The sequence below is a fragment of the Nocardia sp. MH4 genome, assembly GCF_019266065.1.
In the GTDB taxonomy this organism is placed as follows: Bacteria; Actinomycetota; Actinomycetes; order Mycobacteriales; family Mycobacteriaceae; genus Nocardia; species Nocardia canadensis.
This window is the reverse complement of the sequence record NZ_LPNR01000098.1, coordinates 82,776-97,038: the sequence shown is the minus strand read 5'-3', so window position 1 is coordinate 97,038 and position 14,263 is coordinate 82,776. Positions and strand designations below refer to the sequence as shown.

Annotated in this window: 15 protein-coding genes; 6 read left to right on the top strand and 9 right to left on the bottom strand. The window is 69.0% G+C overall.

Annotation, left to right across the window (positions count from 1 at the left end; genetic code table 11):
- Positions 1-367 precede the first annotated feature (367 nt).
- Positions 368-787 (bottom strand): DUF5318 domain-containing protein, encoded by a 420-nt coding sequence (locus ATM97_RS14790; RefSeq protein WP_218718591.1) that lies wholly within the window; start codon positions 785-787, stop codon positions 368-370.
- A 123-nt stretch (positions 788-910) separates the two neighbouring features.
- Between ATM97_RS14790 and ATM97_RS14785 the strand changes: the two genes are divergently transcribed.
- The 4 genes from ATM97_RS14785 (at position 911) to ATM97_RS14770 (ending at position 4,596) form a co-directional block, all read left to right on the top strand.
- A complete protein-coding gene (locus ATM97_RS14785; protein WP_218718590.1) occupies positions 911-1,984 on the top strand; it encodes a DUF1707 domain-containing protein in 1,074 nt (357 codons plus the stop codon).
- Between the two features lie 7 nt (positions 1,985-1,991).
- Positions 1,992-2,783: a DUF1707 domain-containing protein gene (locus tag ATM97_RS14780; protein ID WP_218718589.1), complete on the top strand. Its 792-nt coding sequence runs from the start codon at positions 1,992-1,994 to the stop codon at positions 2,781-2,783.
- A gap of 153 nt (positions 2,784-2,936) precedes the next feature.
- Positions 2,937-3,494, top strand: coding sequence for a PadR family transcriptional regulator (locus ATM97_RS14775; protein WP_189031469.1), 558 nt, complete (start codon positions 2,937-2,939; stop codon positions 3,492-3,494).
- Positions 3,487-4,596: an inositol-3-phosphate synthase gene (locus ATM97_RS14770; protein WP_218718588.1), complete on the top strand. Its 1,110-nt coding sequence runs from the start codon at positions 3,487-3,489 to the stop codon at positions 4,594-4,596. The genes ATM97_RS14775 and ATM97_RS14770 overlap by 8 nt, the downstream gene beginning before the upstream one ends.
- A 185-nt stretch (positions 4,597-4,781) precedes the next feature.
- On the opposite strand, the gene ATM97_RS14765 is transcribed toward ATM97_RS14770, so the two are convergent.
- The 6 genes from ATM97_RS14765 to ATM97_RS14740 all read right to left on the bottom strand — a co-directional run bounded on the left by ATM97_RS14765 (position 4,782) and on the right by ATM97_RS14740 (position 11,536).
- Complete coding sequence (locus tag ATM97_RS14765) at positions 4,782-5,213, bottom strand: GyrI-like domain-containing protein (protein WP_218718587.1); 432 nt, start codon at positions 5,211-5,213, stop codon at positions 4,782-4,784.
- Positions 5,214-5,215: 2 nt separating this feature from the next.
- Positions 5,216-5,677 (bottom strand): GyrI-like domain-containing protein, encoded by a 462-nt coding sequence (locus tag ATM97_RS14760; RefSeq protein ID WP_218718586.1) that lies wholly within the window; start codon positions 5,675-5,677, stop codon positions 5,216-5,218.
- A gap of 203 nt (positions 5,678-5,880) precedes the next feature.
- Positions 5,881-8,208, bottom strand: a complete 2,328-nt coding sequence (locus tag ATM97_RS14755; RefSeq protein ID WP_218718585.1) for a transglycosylase domain-containing protein — start codon at positions 8,206-8,208, stop codon at positions 5,881-5,883.
- Between the two features lie 128 nt (positions 8,209-8,336).
- Positions 8,337-9,224 carry a carbohydrate ABC transporter permease gene (locus ATM97_RS14750; protein WP_374104861.1) on the bottom strand — a complete coding sequence of 296 codons (888 nt, stop codon included), beginning with the start codon at positions 9,222-9,224 and terminating at the stop codon, positions 8,337-8,339.
- Between the two features lie 11 nt (positions 9,225-9,235).
- Positions 9,236-10,213 carry a carbohydrate ABC transporter permease gene (locus ATM97_RS14745; RefSeq protein ID WP_218718583.1) on the bottom strand — a complete coding sequence of 326 codons (978 nt, stop codon included), beginning with the start codon at positions 10,211-10,213 and terminating at the stop codon, positions 9,236-9,238.
- Positions 10,214-10,258: 45 nt separating this feature from the next.
- Positions 10,259-11,536: an ABC transporter substrate-binding protein gene (locus ATM97_RS14740; protein ID WP_218718582.1), complete on the bottom strand. Its 1,278-nt coding sequence runs from the start codon at positions 11,534-11,536 to the stop codon at positions 10,259-10,261.
- 198 nt (positions 11,537-11,734) lie between these two features.
- On the opposite strand from ATM97_RS14740, the gene ATM97_RS14735 reads away from it, so the two are divergent.
- Together ATM97_RS14735 and ATM97_RS14730 are read left to right on the top strand one after the other, a co-directional pair.
- Positions 11,735-12,532, top strand: coding sequence for a DUF2786 domain-containing protein (locus ATM97_RS14735; RefSeq protein WP_218718596.1), 798 nt, complete (start codon positions 11,735-11,737; stop codon positions 12,530-12,532).
- A gap of 231 nt (positions 12,533-12,763) precedes the next feature.
- Positions 12,764-13,291 carry a TIGR04338 family metallohydrolase gene (locus ATM97_RS14730; protein WP_218718581.1) on the top strand — a complete coding sequence of 176 codons (528 nt, stop codon included), beginning with the start codon at positions 12,764-12,766 and terminating at the stop codon, positions 13,289-13,291.
- A 97-nt stretch (positions 13,292-13,388) separates the two neighbouring features.
- On the opposite strand, the gene ATM97_RS14725 is transcribed toward ATM97_RS14730, so the two are convergent.
- The gene (locus ATM97_RS14725) at positions 13,389-13,811 is read right to left on the bottom strand and encodes an organic hydroperoxide resistance protein (RefSeq protein ID WP_218718580.1); all 423 of its coding nucleotides are present in this window, start codon (positions 13,809-13,811) and stop codon (positions 13,389-13,391) included.
- An 8-nt stretch (positions 13,812-13,819) separates the two neighbouring features.
- Complete coding sequence (locus tag ATM97_RS14720) at positions 13,820-14,251, bottom strand: MarR family winged helix-turn-helix transcriptional regulator (protein WP_218718579.1); 432 nt, start codon at positions 14,249-14,251, stop codon at positions 13,820-13,822.
- Positions 14,252-14,263 lie beyond the last annotated feature (12 nt).

The window sequence follows — 14,263 nt, the reverse complement described above, 5'->3', positions numbered from 1 at the left end:
GTTCGGTGGCGGTCCGCCCTGCGGACCACGCCCACCCGGGGCCGGTCCGCGTCCGTTCTGGGGGCCCGGCCCGGCGGGCGGCATCGGCCGGCGCGGCGGCGGACCCGGCCGGTCACCCGGCTGGGGAGGGAGACCCGGCTGCGAACCCCGAGCCGGACGGCCGCCGTGCGGATCATCGCCGAAGGGGGAGGACTCGTAGGGCGAACTCACTGACCAGATCTCCATAACTCGTAAGGTTCAACCGGCACACGACATCCGCGCCGGAGAACCGGCGCGGATACCTTGCACCCCGAACTGTGGCGCATCAAGCGGTGGCCGCCGTCGCCCGGCGGCCTGTCATTCGGCGGCCCATTGCTCGGCAGCCCCATTACTCGGCAGCAGAGCGCCGCCCCGCTCGCGAACTCGTCCGGCGCCGGGCCGGCGCGGGCGCCGAACCGAGCACATACGACTGCACCAGGTGGTTCCAGCTGCACGAGCGGCACACCTCGACGACATGCACCGAGAACTCCTCGCTCGACTCTGCCATCCGGATCAGCTCCTCGGGCGTCCGCGCGGAGCCGGCCGCCTGGCCGAGTCCGTCGCCGTACACCCATGACACCAAGGTCAGCTGCTCTTTCCGGCAGATCGGGCAGGTCACCTCGCTACCCCGGCCGTGGAACTTGGCGGCCCGGAGCAGGTACGGATTCGCGTCGCACACCTCGGCGACGCCGACCCGGCCCGCGTAGACGTCAGCCAGCAGCGACCTGCGCCGGAGCGCATAGTCGACTACCTGCCGCTGAATTCGCACGATCACCAGAGTAGCCGGGATTGATTTGCGGTGCCGGTGGCACCGCTGCATCGGTGGTCTCGTCGTAAACTCCCGATACCGGGGTCGGCCCGGGTATTTCCGCAGGTGAGGCGAGCCAGAACGATGGCTGATTCCAGGCAGGCGCGCAGCGCCGCCGATTCCGTGACGAGGGCGCGTGATATCGATCGCGCGCAGGTGTCGACCGTGCTTGACGCGGCCTACGCCGAGGGCCAGTTGGGCGCGCAGGAGTACCACGACCGCACGGCTCGCGCCGCGTCGGCGCGGACCCTCGGGGAGCTGGAAAGGCTGACCGCCGACCTGCAATCACCCGCTGTCTTCGGTGGTCAGGGCGCGATCGAGCGGAAGCGTTTCGGCCGCAGGCACTCCGGTGAGTACCCCGCCCGGACCAGAGCCCGCGACGCCGACCGGGCCCGCACGACCGCGGCCCTGGACGCGGCGCGGGCCGACGGCCAGCTCGCTGCCGACGAGCACGCCGCGCTCACCGAATTGGCCTCGGAAGCACGCACTCTGGGTGATCTGTCCACCCTGGTTGCCGAATTGCAGCAGCGCCCGGTGGCACCGGTGAAGCCGAAGGCGCGCAACACCTTCCGCATCGCCACGATCGCGGCGGTCGCGGTGGTGGGGATCGGCTGCTTCGTGTGGACGGTGCGCCCGGACGAACCGGCGCCCGCGGTGGTCGCGGCGGAGGCGATCAACTACAACGCCGCACCACCCCTGGTGATCCCCACGCCGACGCTCACCACCCTCGTCGGGTTCGTCCAGTTCCGCGACGACTACCGGGTCAAGTTCGGTGACACCCTGGTCGACGAGGCCGTCCTGCACGAGGAGCACGCCTCGGCCGTGCGGCGCGCGCCCGGCAACGCCGACTGGACCGCCGACTACACCTACCGTGGCGGCTTCGCCCGGTCGAATTCGCAGGTCAGCACCCGCAAACGCGACGCGCTCGACATCGATCTGGCCCAGGTGAACGCCGAGGCCCTCGGCGCGGCGCTGACGAACGCGGCCGCCACCGTCCAGGTGCCCAACGGCGCGGTCACCCACTTCCGGATCGCGAACGACAGCTGGGTGGGACGGCCGGGGATCACGATCTTCGTGCGCAACGAGGTCGCCCAGTCGGGGCATTTCGTCCTCGCGCTGTCGGGCGAAGTACTCGCGACCTACCCGTACAAAGGATGACCGAGCAATGAAGACCCCGTCTCCCGCGAAGAACCTGCGGGCCCGCGATGCCGACCGCGCCGACGTGTGCGCCCTGCTCGACGCCGCCCTGGCCGACGGCCAGCTGACCGCCACCGAACACGACAAGCGCACCGCGACCGCGATGCGGGCCGAGACCTTCGGCGCCCTCGACCGGCTCGTCGACGACCTGCAGGTACCGGGCAGCCTGGCCGCGACCCCGGTCGCCAGGGGCGTGCCGCGCGCACCCCGGCGCTGGTGGATCCCGGTCGGCGCGGTGGTGCTGGCCGCGCTGCTCGGTGCGGGCGCGGGCCTGATCGGCCGCACCGCGGGCGAGGCCGCCTTCGGCGACCCGCTGCCCGACCTCACCACCGGCAACGGATTCGCGCACTTCCTCGCCGCCTACCGCACCGAATACGGCAGCACCGTCGCCGACGAGCTGACGTTGTACCCCGAGTACGCCCTGGTCGAACGGGATTCCGGGCGACCGGGCAAGCAGGACGAGCTGCAGTATCGCGGCGACTTCAAGGCGTGGGGTTCGCAGGGCAGCCGCCCGCCCGACACCAAGTCGTTCGACCTGGCCGGCGTCGACATCGCCCGTTACGCCCGGCTGATGTCGGGCGCCTCCCAGACCACCCGGGTCCCCAACGGCTGGGTCTCGCACGTGCTGGTCAGGTACCCACCCGGCGGCGGCAAGGACGCCGAGCCGGAGATCAGCATCTACGTCAAGAACGAGGCCGAACAGAGCGGCTATCTGAAGATCCGGCTCAACGGCGAGCCCATCGCCGTGTACCCCGCCTAGCCCCCGACCACGCCGTCTCACCAGCGATGGCGCAGTGATGTGCGTCATTGCGCTATGCCTTGTTATATCGCTCCGATATAGTTGGAACTCGCATCCATCGGTTAGGTCCGCTCGGCCTGTCAGGCCGACATAGTCAGGGAGTGAGGTCGGCGAGTGCTCGAATTGGCGATTCTCGGCCTGCTCCTGGACGCGCCCATGCACGGTTACGAGCTGCGCAAGCGGCTGACGGGCCTGCTCGGAGCGTTCCGGGCCTTCTCCTACGGTTCGCTCTACCCGACCCTGCGCAGGATGCAGACCGACGGGTTGATCGCCGAGGAGCTTCCGGAGGGCGCGATCGCGCGCCGAGCGCGCCGCGTCTACCGGCTGACGCCGGTCGGGCGGGAACGTTTCAACGAACTCCTCGCCGACACCGGTCCGCAGAACTACACCGATGACGGCTTCGGCGTTCACCTGGCCTTCTTCAGCCGCACCCCCGCCGAGGCGAGGATGCGGATCCTGGAGGGTCGGCGGCGTCAGGTCGAGGAGCGCCGAGAGGGACTGCGGGAGGCGATCAAGAAGGCCAGCGGCTCGCTGGATCGCTACACCCGTCAGCTCCACCAGCTCGGATTGGAATCAAGCGAGCGCGAAGTGCGCTGGCTCAACGAGTTGATTGCGGCGGAGCAATCGACGAAGGCGGCACCACAGAAAGAGGGAAAGAGCGGCCATGAGTGATGTCAACAAGGTTGGGTCCGGCGAGGTTCGCGTCGCGATCGTCGGTGTGGGCAACTGCGCATCGTCGCTGGTGCAGGGCGTGCAGTACTACAAGGACGCCGATGAGAACGCCACCGTTCCCGGGCTCATGCACGTCAAGTTCGGTCCCTATCACGTCAAGGACGTGAAGTTCGTTGCCGCGTTCGACGTCGACGCCAAGAAGGTCGGCTTCGACCTGGCCGAGGCGATCTTCGCCAGCGAGAACAACACCATCAAGATCTCCGACGTGCCGCCCACCGGCGTCAGCGTCCAGCGTGGCCCGACCCTCGACGGCATCGGCAAGTACTACGCGATGACCATCGAGCAGTCCGAGGCCCCGGCCGTCGACGTCGTGCAGGCGCTCAAGGACGCCCAGGTCGACGTGCTGGTGTCCTACCTGCCGGTCGGCTCGGAAGAGGCCGACAAGTTCTACGCCCAGTGCGCCATCGACGCGAACGTCGCCTTCGTCAACGCGCTGCCGGTGTTCATCGCCTCCGACCCGGTCTGGGCGCAGAAGTTCGTCGACGCCGGTGTCCCGATCGTCGGTGACGACATCAAGTCCCAGGTCGGCGCGACCATCACCCACCGCGTGATGGCCAAGCTGTTCGAGGACCGCGGCGTGGTGCTCGACCGCACCTACCAGCTCAACGTCGGCGGCAACATGGACTTCAAGAACATGCTCGAGCGTGATCGGCTGGAGTCGAAGAAGGTCTCCAAGACCCAGGCCGTGACCTCGAACCTCACCGGTTCGCTCGCGGGCAAGGTCCACGACCGCAACGTCCACATCGGTCCCTCGGACTACGTGGAGTGGCTCGACGACCGCAAGTGGGCCTACGTCCGCCTCGAGGGCCGCGCCTTCGGTGACGCCCCGCTGAACCTGGAGTACAAGCTCGAGGTGTGGGACTCGCCGAACTCGGCGGGCATCATCATCGACGCCGTGCGCGCCGCCAAGATCGCCAAGGACCGCGGCATCGGCGGACCCGTCATCCCGGCTTCGGCCTACCTGATGAAGTCCCCGCCGGAGCAGATCGCCGACGACGTCGCGCGCACCCAGCTCGAGGCGTTCATCATCGGCGCGGAGTAGTCGGAGCGCTGGCGCGCTCGAGTCGCGGAGTAGTTGGAGCGCTGGCGCGCTCGAGTCGCGGCCCCTTCTGTCCCGCGACCGCCGCTGCGCGGCGGACCCTCCTCGAGGTCGGGTCGTGGCTGGTTGCTCGATGACTAAGGCCGGGTCACAGGGTGTTTTCCCTGTGACCCGGCCTTAGTCATATGTCAATCGAGCGAGACGTAGACCTCGACGCTCGTCGGGCCGGTGTAGCGCTCGAGTTCGGCGGTGTGCGAGCGGGTGATGGTGCCCGCGTTCTCCGCCTTGATGACCTGGGCCCACGCTGTGCGCAGGAGGTCGTAGGGCTTGTCGGAGACGACGAACTTGGCGTAGCGGCCCGCGGGGATGCGGGTGAGTACGTCGCCTTCGTCGATGTCGTCGAGCCCGGCGACCTCGTAGCCCAGCACGGCCACGGCGTGATCGTTCTGACCGATATAGGCCGCGGCGCGGGGGACCGTCTTCTCCCTGGACAGGTACCGGTCCCAGGTGAAGTTCACCAGGTCCAGGTCGCGCGCGGTAACCTCGCGACCGGCCAGCGGCACGGTGAGTCCCGCGATCAGCCCGTCTTCCAGGGTGACGATCTCGAAATCGACGGTCATGGCTACTCGTCCCCCTGCTCCGCGGTCAGCGAGACGTAGATCTCGACCGTGCGCTCGTCCGGATACTGCTCGTAGTCGCCCGCGTAGGCGCGCTCGAACTCCCCGGCGGCCTCGGCGTCCCAGATCTGGCGCCACAGCGCGACGATGGTGTCGCCGCGGTTGTCGCCGGTGGCGGAGAAGAGGGCGTAGCGGCCCGCCGGGATGCGGGCGAGCACGTCACCGACCTGGAGATCGGCGAGGGTCTTGCATTCGTAGCCGACGATATGGGTCAGGTAGGAATTGATTTCCGACGCGAAATCGACGTACCCCGTCGCGATCGGTCCCGGTAACTGCGGTCTCGCCAGCAGGTGCTGCCACGCCTCCACCACCTTCGCGCGGCGTGGCCCCTCCACGGCGAGCGCCGGACTGCGGAGCACTGTGCCCGCGATCAGCGTCTCGGGACGGTCAACGACATTGAAATCCACCTGCGTAGCCCCTATGTCTAGTCTCGTCGTCGCTCGAGCGCATATCTTCCCGCATCGATATGACAGGTTTTGCGCCGGGATCGTTCGACGCGCCGTCGCGTCGCGGCAAACCGGCGGTGCCGACTGGTCGGGCTGGTTCGCGCTCTGGCCAACGATGTTGCCACGTCCGTCGGGGTGTGGGGTCCGGGTGGCCAATCCGTGATCTATCGACCGCCGTCACCGCCCAGTCCGGGGAACAATTCGCCCGGGGTGGCCGGGCGCGGCGCGGGCGGGATGATGATCACCGGCGCCGGGTTGCGCGGGGTGCCGGTCGAGGACGGCGGAGTGATGAGCTCCGGCGCCGGACTGCGCGGCGCGTTCGTCGGCGGGTTGAGGATGTCGTAGGGGCTGCTGCCGCCCGGCGCCGCCGGCGCGGGCGCCGGTCCCGGAATCAGCCCGCCGCCGCCGGTCATCGCGGGTGTGGGGAACTGCTCGATCGGCGTGCCCGCCAGCGCGGTGTCCATCACCTGCTTCCAGATGTCCGAGGGCAGACCGGATCCCCAGATCGCGCCGCCGCGCCCGCTGCGCAGCGGCTGCGGCTGTTCGGTGCCCACCCACACCGCCGTGGACAGCGACGGCGTGTAGCCGATCATCCAGGCGTCCTTGTTGTCCTTGGTCTCGCCGAGCTGGGTGGTGCCGGTCTTCGCCGCCGAGGGCCTGCCCTCGGCCAGCCCGTGTCCGTTGGAATAGTTGGCGATCGGCGTCATCGCCTGGGTCGTGGCGTCGGCGATGGCCGCGGTGATCCGCTGCTCGGGCTCCGGAAGTTGTTTGCCCACCCGGTTTTCCGGTGCGCCGCGATCGATCAGCACCCGCCCGTCGCCGGTGACGACCCGCTGCACGAAATACGGCTGGTGATAGACGCCCGACGCCGCCAGCGTCGCGTACGCCGAGGCCATGTCCAAGGGACGCACCAGATACTGACCGAGCACGATCCCGTTGAGCGGCGCTTCGCCCGCCTCGGTGAGGGTTTCGACGTCGAGGCCGGGAATGCGCTCGGGAATGCCCGCCAGATGGGCGGCCTCGGCGATCGAGCGCGGGCCGTCGGCCATCGTCATGGTGAGCCGGTAGAAGCTGGTGTTCAGTGAGCGTTTGAGCGCTTCGGTGAGTGCGCAGCGGCCGCACGAGTCGCCGTCGGCGTTGGTGATCGTGGTGCCGCGGTCGACGACGGGAGAGCTGTCGATCGCCCTGGTCGGCGGGATGCCCTGGCGCTGTGCCGCGACGAGCGCGAACACCTTGAACGACGACCCGGTCTGCAACGGCGCCTGGGCGAAGTCGAAGCCCGTGCCGGTCTCGCCGCCGTAGTAGGCGCGCACGGCGCCGCTGCGCGGGTCGATCGAGACGACGGCGGCGCGCAATTCCGGCGGCTGCCATTCGAGCCGCTGCCGCACGGTGTCGACGGCGCCCGCCTGCGCCACGGGGTCGATGGTGGTGGTGATCTGCAATGCGCCGGTGTTGATGTCGGCGTCGGTCAGGCCCGCCGCGCGCAGCTCGCGCATCACCTGAGTGCGGATGTGTCCCTCCGGCCCGAGCGCCACCGGTTCGGCCGGGATCTCGGGCAGCGGGATGATCGCCGGGAACACCGTCGCGTCGCGCTCGCCGGGCGCGAGCACCTTCATCTCGACCATGCCGTCGAGCACGTACTGCCAGCGTGCCTTCAACTGGTCGAGGTGGTTCTCCGGATCGAGCACCGACGGCGAGCGGATCACCGCGGCCAGCACGGCGCCCTCGGCCAGGGTCAACTCGGGTACCGGCTTGTCGAAGTAGGCCTTCGACGCCGCGGCGATGCCGTAGGCGCCGCGCCCGTAGTAGATGGTGTTCAGATAGGCCGCGAGGATCTCGTCCTTGCTCCACTGCCGCGACATCTTCGCCGCGATGATCAGCTCGCGCATCTTGCGAGTGACGGTGCGCTCGGAGCTGAGGAAGGCGTTCTTCACGTACTGCTGGGTGATGGTCGACCCGCCGCCGGCGTTGTCGTGGCCGAGCAGGTTGTCGCGGGCCGCGCGCAGGAACCCGCTCGTCGAGTAGCCGGGGTTGGTGTAGAAATTGCGGTCCTCGGCGGCCAGTACAGCGTCGCGGACCGGCATCGGCACCTCGGTCAGCGGGATCGGAATCCGATTGCCTTGCGGCGGGATGAATTTCGTCAGCACGGTGGTGCCGTCGGCGGCCAGCACGGTGGCCGGCTGTTCGACCGCGACCTCGGCGGGCTCGGGAATCTCCGAACTCCAGTAGATCGCGAAGAACAGCAGCGCGGGCACGCAGACGAAGATCACGAACAGCGCCAGGATCAGCCGCCGGATCTTCTGTCCTCTGGTACGTGGCGCGCGGGGTTCGTCACCGTCACCGTCGGCGGCCAGCCGGGCGGCCTGGGCCCGTCGCGCCGCGCCCTTGCGCGGCGGTTGATCACGGCCGAGCGGGTCCTTGAAACCGGCGACCGAGGTATACGGCGCGTCCCCACCGGAACGCCTGCGCCCACCCTCGGAGGCCACGACCATCTCCTTCCGGAGCGAGGGGAAGAACTCACCTGTACCGACGTGCCATCGATAGCAGGACTCTACCCGCCGGGCGTCGTGGAACCCGGGAGGAGCGCGTGGGGGCGGCGAACGCGCCGCCCCGCACCGATCTAGCTCTTCACGCCACCGGCGGTCAGACCGGAGATGATCCGGCGCTGGAACACCAGGACCATGATCACCAGCGGCACCGTGACGATCACGCCCGCCGCCATGATCGCCGCGTACGGCTGCACCAGCGGATCGTTGCCGGAGAACTGGGCGATCGCCACCGTCACCGGCCGCGTCTTCTCACCCGACAGCAGCCGGGCCAGCAGGTACTCGTTGATCGAGGCGATGAACGCCAGGATCGCCGTGGTGAACACGGCGGGCGCCGCCAGCGGCAGCATGATCAGCCGGAACGCCTGGAACTTGGTAGCGCCGTCGATGCGCGCGGCTTCCTCGAGCTCCCAGGGCAGCTCGGCGAAGAACGACGCCAGGATGTAGACCGTCATCGGCAGCACGAAGGAGATGTTCGGGATGATCATCGCCTGGTAGTGGCCGATCCAGCCCAGATCGGTGAACAGCTGGAACAGCGGCGTCACCAGCACCACGGCCGGGAACATCGAGGCCGACAGGATCAGCCCCGAGACCAGGTACTTGCCCGCGAACGCCATTCGGGCCAGCGCGTAGGCGGCCAGCACGCCGAGCAGCAGCGCCACCGCGGTGGTGGCGGCGCCGATGATCACGCTGTTGAGCAGCGCCTGCCCGAAGTTGTTGCCGCGACTGGTGTCGAAGGCGTTGCGGAAGTTGTCCAGCGTCACGTGGGTCGGCCACGGGGTGCTGTCGAAGGTGTAGGCCTGGTCGCGGAACGCCACGACCGTCATCCAGTAGAACGGGCCGAGCCCCCACACCAGCACGATCAGCACGCCGAGGTACATCCGCACGGTGCCGATCCGCTTGCGCCACGACACCGGCTGCACCGGCGCCTCCGCGCGCTCGACGGGCGCCTCTTTCGTCATCGAGATGCTCATCAGTTCGCCTTCCGCTGTTCTTCCTGCGTGCGAACGGCGTTGGCGCCCAGCACCTTCACCAGCACGAACGCGATAGCGAAGACGAGCAGGAAGGTGATCGTCGAGAGCGCGGCGGCGCTGTTGGGGCCTTGGCGCACCTGCTCGACCACCAGGATCGACAGGGTGTTCGTCGACGGGTTGCCCAGCGTCATGATCGCGGGCAGGTCGTACATGCGCAGCGCGTCCATGGTGCGGAACAGCACCGCGACCAGCAGCGCGGGCTTGAGCAGCGGCAGCGTGATGTGCACGAACCGCTGCCACGCCGACGCGCCGTCGACCTTGGCCGCCTCGTACACGTCGGCCGGAATCACCTGCAGGCCCGCCAGTATCAGCAGCGCCATGAACGGGGTCGTCTTCCACACGTCGGCGGCGATGACCGCGAACCGCGACGCCCAGACGTCGGAGGTCCACAGGATGTGGGTGCCGAGCACCCGGTTCACCACGCCGTCGTACTGGAACATGAACTCCCACAGCCGCGCGGTGACGGCGGTGGGGATCGCCCACGGGATCAGCACCGCGGCGCGCAGCAGGGCCCGGCCGCGGAAGGTCTTGCCCATCACCACGGCCATGCCGAGGCCGAGCACCGCTTCCAGCGACACGGTCACCACCGTGAAGAACAGGGTGACCCCGACCGCCGACCAGAACTGGGAGCCGAGCGTGCCCGTCGGGCAGGCGACGACGCCGCCGAGCGTGTTGCACTGCTGCAGCAGCCAGTGCGTGTAGTTGCTCAGCCCGGCGCCGCCGCCCTCGACGAACATGCCGGTGGCCGGGTCGATCCCGGAGTCCTTCTGGAAGGACATGATGATCGCCTGGACCACCGGATACCCGATGACCACGGCCAGCGCGACGAGCACGGGCGTGACGAACAGCCACGCCTTGCCGGATTGTCGCAGTTCCAGCGCTAGCCCGCGCTGCTTGGCTCCCGAAGGATCCGACACCGTTACTACTCTCCTACGGTCTGGTCGGGTCCGCTGCGCGCTCCGCTACGAACCGGCGGTCTCGATGCCCTTTTGCATGCCGGCGACAGCGTCGTCGACGGACTTCGTGCCGTTCAGGGCAGCATAGGCGTTGTCCTGGATGGCCTTCGACACCGCGGGATAGAACGGGGTGACCGGACGCGGCACGGCGCTGGCGATGGACTCCTTCAGCGCGGGCAGGTACGGCATCTTCGCGATCAGGGCCGGGTCGTCGTAGAGCGAGGCGCGCACCGACGGCAGCGCGCCCGAGGCGATGATCTGCTGGGCCTCTTCGCTGATCAGGTAGCGCACGAAATCGGCCGCGGTGGCCTTGTTCTTGGAGAACGCGCTGATCGCGGCGTTGTAGCCGCCCAGGGTGGACGCGCCGACGCCGGTGTTGCCGGGCAGCGGGGCCACGCCGAACTTGTCCTTCACCGCGGAGGTGTCGGCGTTGGCCTGGGCGTACAGGTACGGCCAGTTGCGCAGGAACAGCAGCTTGCCGGACTCGAACGCGCTGGCGCTCTCGCCTTCCTTGAAGGTGATGGCTTCCTTGGGGATGTCACCGCTCTTGTAGGCGTCGACGAGGACCTTCAGGCCCGCCTTCGACTCCGGGCTGTTCACGGTGGGGGTCTTGCCGTCGGCGCCGACGAAGCTGCCGCCGAAGGCGTTGATGACCTCGGAGGTGTTCACGGTCAGGCCCTCGTAGGGGGCGAGCTGACCGGCGTAGCAGCCGATGTTGTTGTCGCGCGCCACCTGGCACTGGCCGAGCATCTCGGTCCAGGTGCGCGGGGCGTTGGGGACCAGGTCCTTGCGGTAGTACAGCAGGCCGCCGTTGGTGTTGCGCGGGGCCGCGTACAGGGTGCCGTTGTAGGTGGCGCTGGCCACGGTCGGCGCCAGCAGCGGCGCGGTGTCGATGGCGAAGGTGTCCTTGAGCGGCTGGATCCAGCCCTTCGCGGCGAATTCCGCGGTCCACGGCACATCCAGGGCGACGACGTCGTAGCCGTCCTGCTTGGCGCGGAAGTGCTCGGCGAGGTCGTCGTGCTGCTGGTTGGCGTCGGCCGACTGCTCCTTGAACGTCACCTGCTCGTTGGGGTGCGCGGCGTTCCAGCGGTCGATGAGCTGCTTGACCACACCGGTCTCGGTGGTGTCCTTACCTTCGACGTAGGTGATCGGGCCGCGGCCGGTCAGGTTCTGGTCGAGCGCGTTGCCTCCGTTGTCACTCGAGCAGGCACTCGCGAACGATGCGGTAAGCAACGCAATCGAGGCAGCAGCCATCGTCGCTCTGGGGACAAACTTCAAGGCCATCGCAGACACTCCAGGGTCGAGACGTGAGCAGCAGCACACCCGTGCGGTGCACGGGTCAACATACATGGTGGCGGGTCGTCACGTCCGATCGTCCTGTCCAATCACATACTTTCCGGTCAGTTCGCGAACGGATCACAGTCGGTGGGGTGCCCTACTCTCGACGGGGTGACCAGTCCATCGCCGTCGACGCCCGACCGGATGCTCTCGCGCATCGGGGGTTTGCTGCGCAAGGCCGAGGCCACCGACAACGAACACGAGGCCGAGGCGTTCCTGGCCGCGGCCCAGCGCCTGGCCACGAAATCCTCGATCGACCTGGCCGTGGCGCGGTCGCACGTGGCCGACCGCGAGCGCAGGTCCACGCCGGTACAGCGGATCATCCCGATCGGCGAACCGGGGCGAAAGGGACTGCGCACCTACGTCCAGCTGTTCGTCGCGATCGCCGCCGCCAACGATGTGCGCTGTGATGTCGCCCGCAGCTCCGCGCAGGTCTACGCCTACGGTTTCGCCGCCGATATCGACACCTGCGAGGCTCTGTACGCGAGCCTGCTGATCCAGATGGTGCGCGCGTCCGATCACTACATCAAATCCGGCGCCTACCGGGAGGCGACCGTCGTCAAGATCGTCGCCGAGAAGCGCTTCGGGCGCACCGTCCGCCGCAAGGTGGAGGCGCCGGTCGCCGGCGTCACCGCGCGCCTGAATTTCCAGATGGCCTTCGCGGCCCGCGTCGGCGCCCGTCTGGCCGAGGTGAAAGCCGAGGTCGTCGCCGAGCAGGTCCCGGCCGAGTCGACCGGCACCGCACTGGCCCTGCGCGACAAGGAAGTAGCCCTCACCGACTTCTACACCGCCACCTCCGAGGCGCGCGGCACCTGGCGCGGGCCGCAGACTTCCACCGGGCACTCGGCCGCCGCGCGCCGGGCCGGCGACCGCGCCGGGCGCGCCGCGCGATTGGGCACCTCACCCGAACTGCCCGCCGCCCGGGCGAAGCTCGGCCGATGAGAGCGGACCTGCTCGGTCGTTCGCCGGGACGGAGCAGCGACGCTGCGATCGTGCGCCCGTCACGGACAGTGCCGCTGCCGACGGGCGGGGGGACGGTCGGCTCGCCGTGCGCACGGACGGACGGGGCGTTGCCGCCCGCCGTCGACGCGGGTCGTCGGGCGCTGCCGACGTCGGTGGGTGCCGCGAGCGGTCCGGGCGACCGGCGCGGGCCCATGTCTTCCGGAGCAGGCCGTGGCCTCGCCTGATTCCGGTCGTCGTCGAGACACCCAGCGGGCCAAGGTCTATGACGGCGAGCAGCTGGTTCGGGGTGTGTTCGATCGTGCGCAGGAGTTCGGGCACCGCACGGTCGAGGTCTACGGTTCGCAGCTCACGCTGCCCGTCGAGCGACGCTTCGCCTCGGTCGAGTCGGTGCAGTCCTACGCGGACAAGGTGCTGGCGCTGAATTGGGTGCGCGCGCGGTGGGACAGGGCCGAGGTGCCGGTTCGGGTCCGCGCCCGAGCAGGCGCGTCGGCGGCCCACTACGAACCCGCCGACGCGGTGCTGGCCGTCCCGCTGCACACCGGCGTGACCGCGTGGGCGTTGCGTGAACTGGTAGTGCTGCACGAACTCGCCCACCATCTCGCCCCCGGGCCGGGGGAGGTGCCGCACGGCCCCGAATTCTGCACTCGTTACGCCGAATTGGTGGATGGTGTCATCGGACCCGAAGCGGCCCTGCTGATCCGCGCGACGTTCGCCGGCTGCGGAGTTCGTTTCGGCTGAGGTCGATCCGACCGCCGCTCGCGCCGCCGTCGCCGTCGGGGCCTGAACACGGCGAATCCCGCCGGTCGTCTGGCACCGGCGGGATTCGAGGGTCGGATCAGTCCTCGGCGATCTGCAGGTCGACCTCGATGTTGCCGCGCGTCGCGTTGGAGTACGGGCAGACCTGGTGCGCCTGCTCGGCCAGGGCCTGGGCCTGCTCGCGCGACAGGTGCGGCAGGGTGATCTCGAGCGTGACGGCCAGTCCGAAACCGCCGTTGTCGTTCGGGCCGATCGACACCTGCGCGCCGACCGCGGAATCGGCGATGTTCGCGCCCGCCTTCTTGCCGACCAGCCGCAGCGCCGAGTGGAAGCACGCGGCGTAACCGGCCGCGAAGAGCTGCTCGGGGTTGGTGCCCGCGCCGTCGCCGCCCATCTCCTTCGGCGGCGCGAGCACGACGTCGAGCTTGCCGTCGGTGGTGCGCGCGGTGCCGGTGCGGCCTTCGCCGCTGGCCAGGGCTTCGGCGGTGTAGAGGACCTGCATGGAAGCTCTCATTTCTCTGTGAGGGTGTCGGTGAGTTTGCGCAGTAGTCCGCGCAGTGCGGTGACCTCGTCGGTGGACAGTCCCGCGATCTGGGCCATCTCGACCGGGATCCGGCACGCCTCGGCGCGCAGGCCCCGCCCGTGTTCGGTGAGCACGATGTCGACGCGACGTTCGTCGTCGGCCGCTCGCCGGCGCTCGACGAACCCGGTCGCCTCCAACCGCTTGAGCAGTGGAGACAACGTTCCCGAGTCCAGTTCGAGCGCCTTGCCGAGCTCGCCGACGCTGCGCCCGTCGCGCTCCCAGAGCGCGAGCATGACCAGGTACTGCGGATAGGTGAGTCCGAGCCGTTCCAGCTTCGGTCGGTAGACCGCCGTCATCGCCCGCGAAGCCGCGTACAGCGGGAAGCACAGCTGCTCGTCGAGGGTGAGTCCGTCGGTCATGACAACAATGTA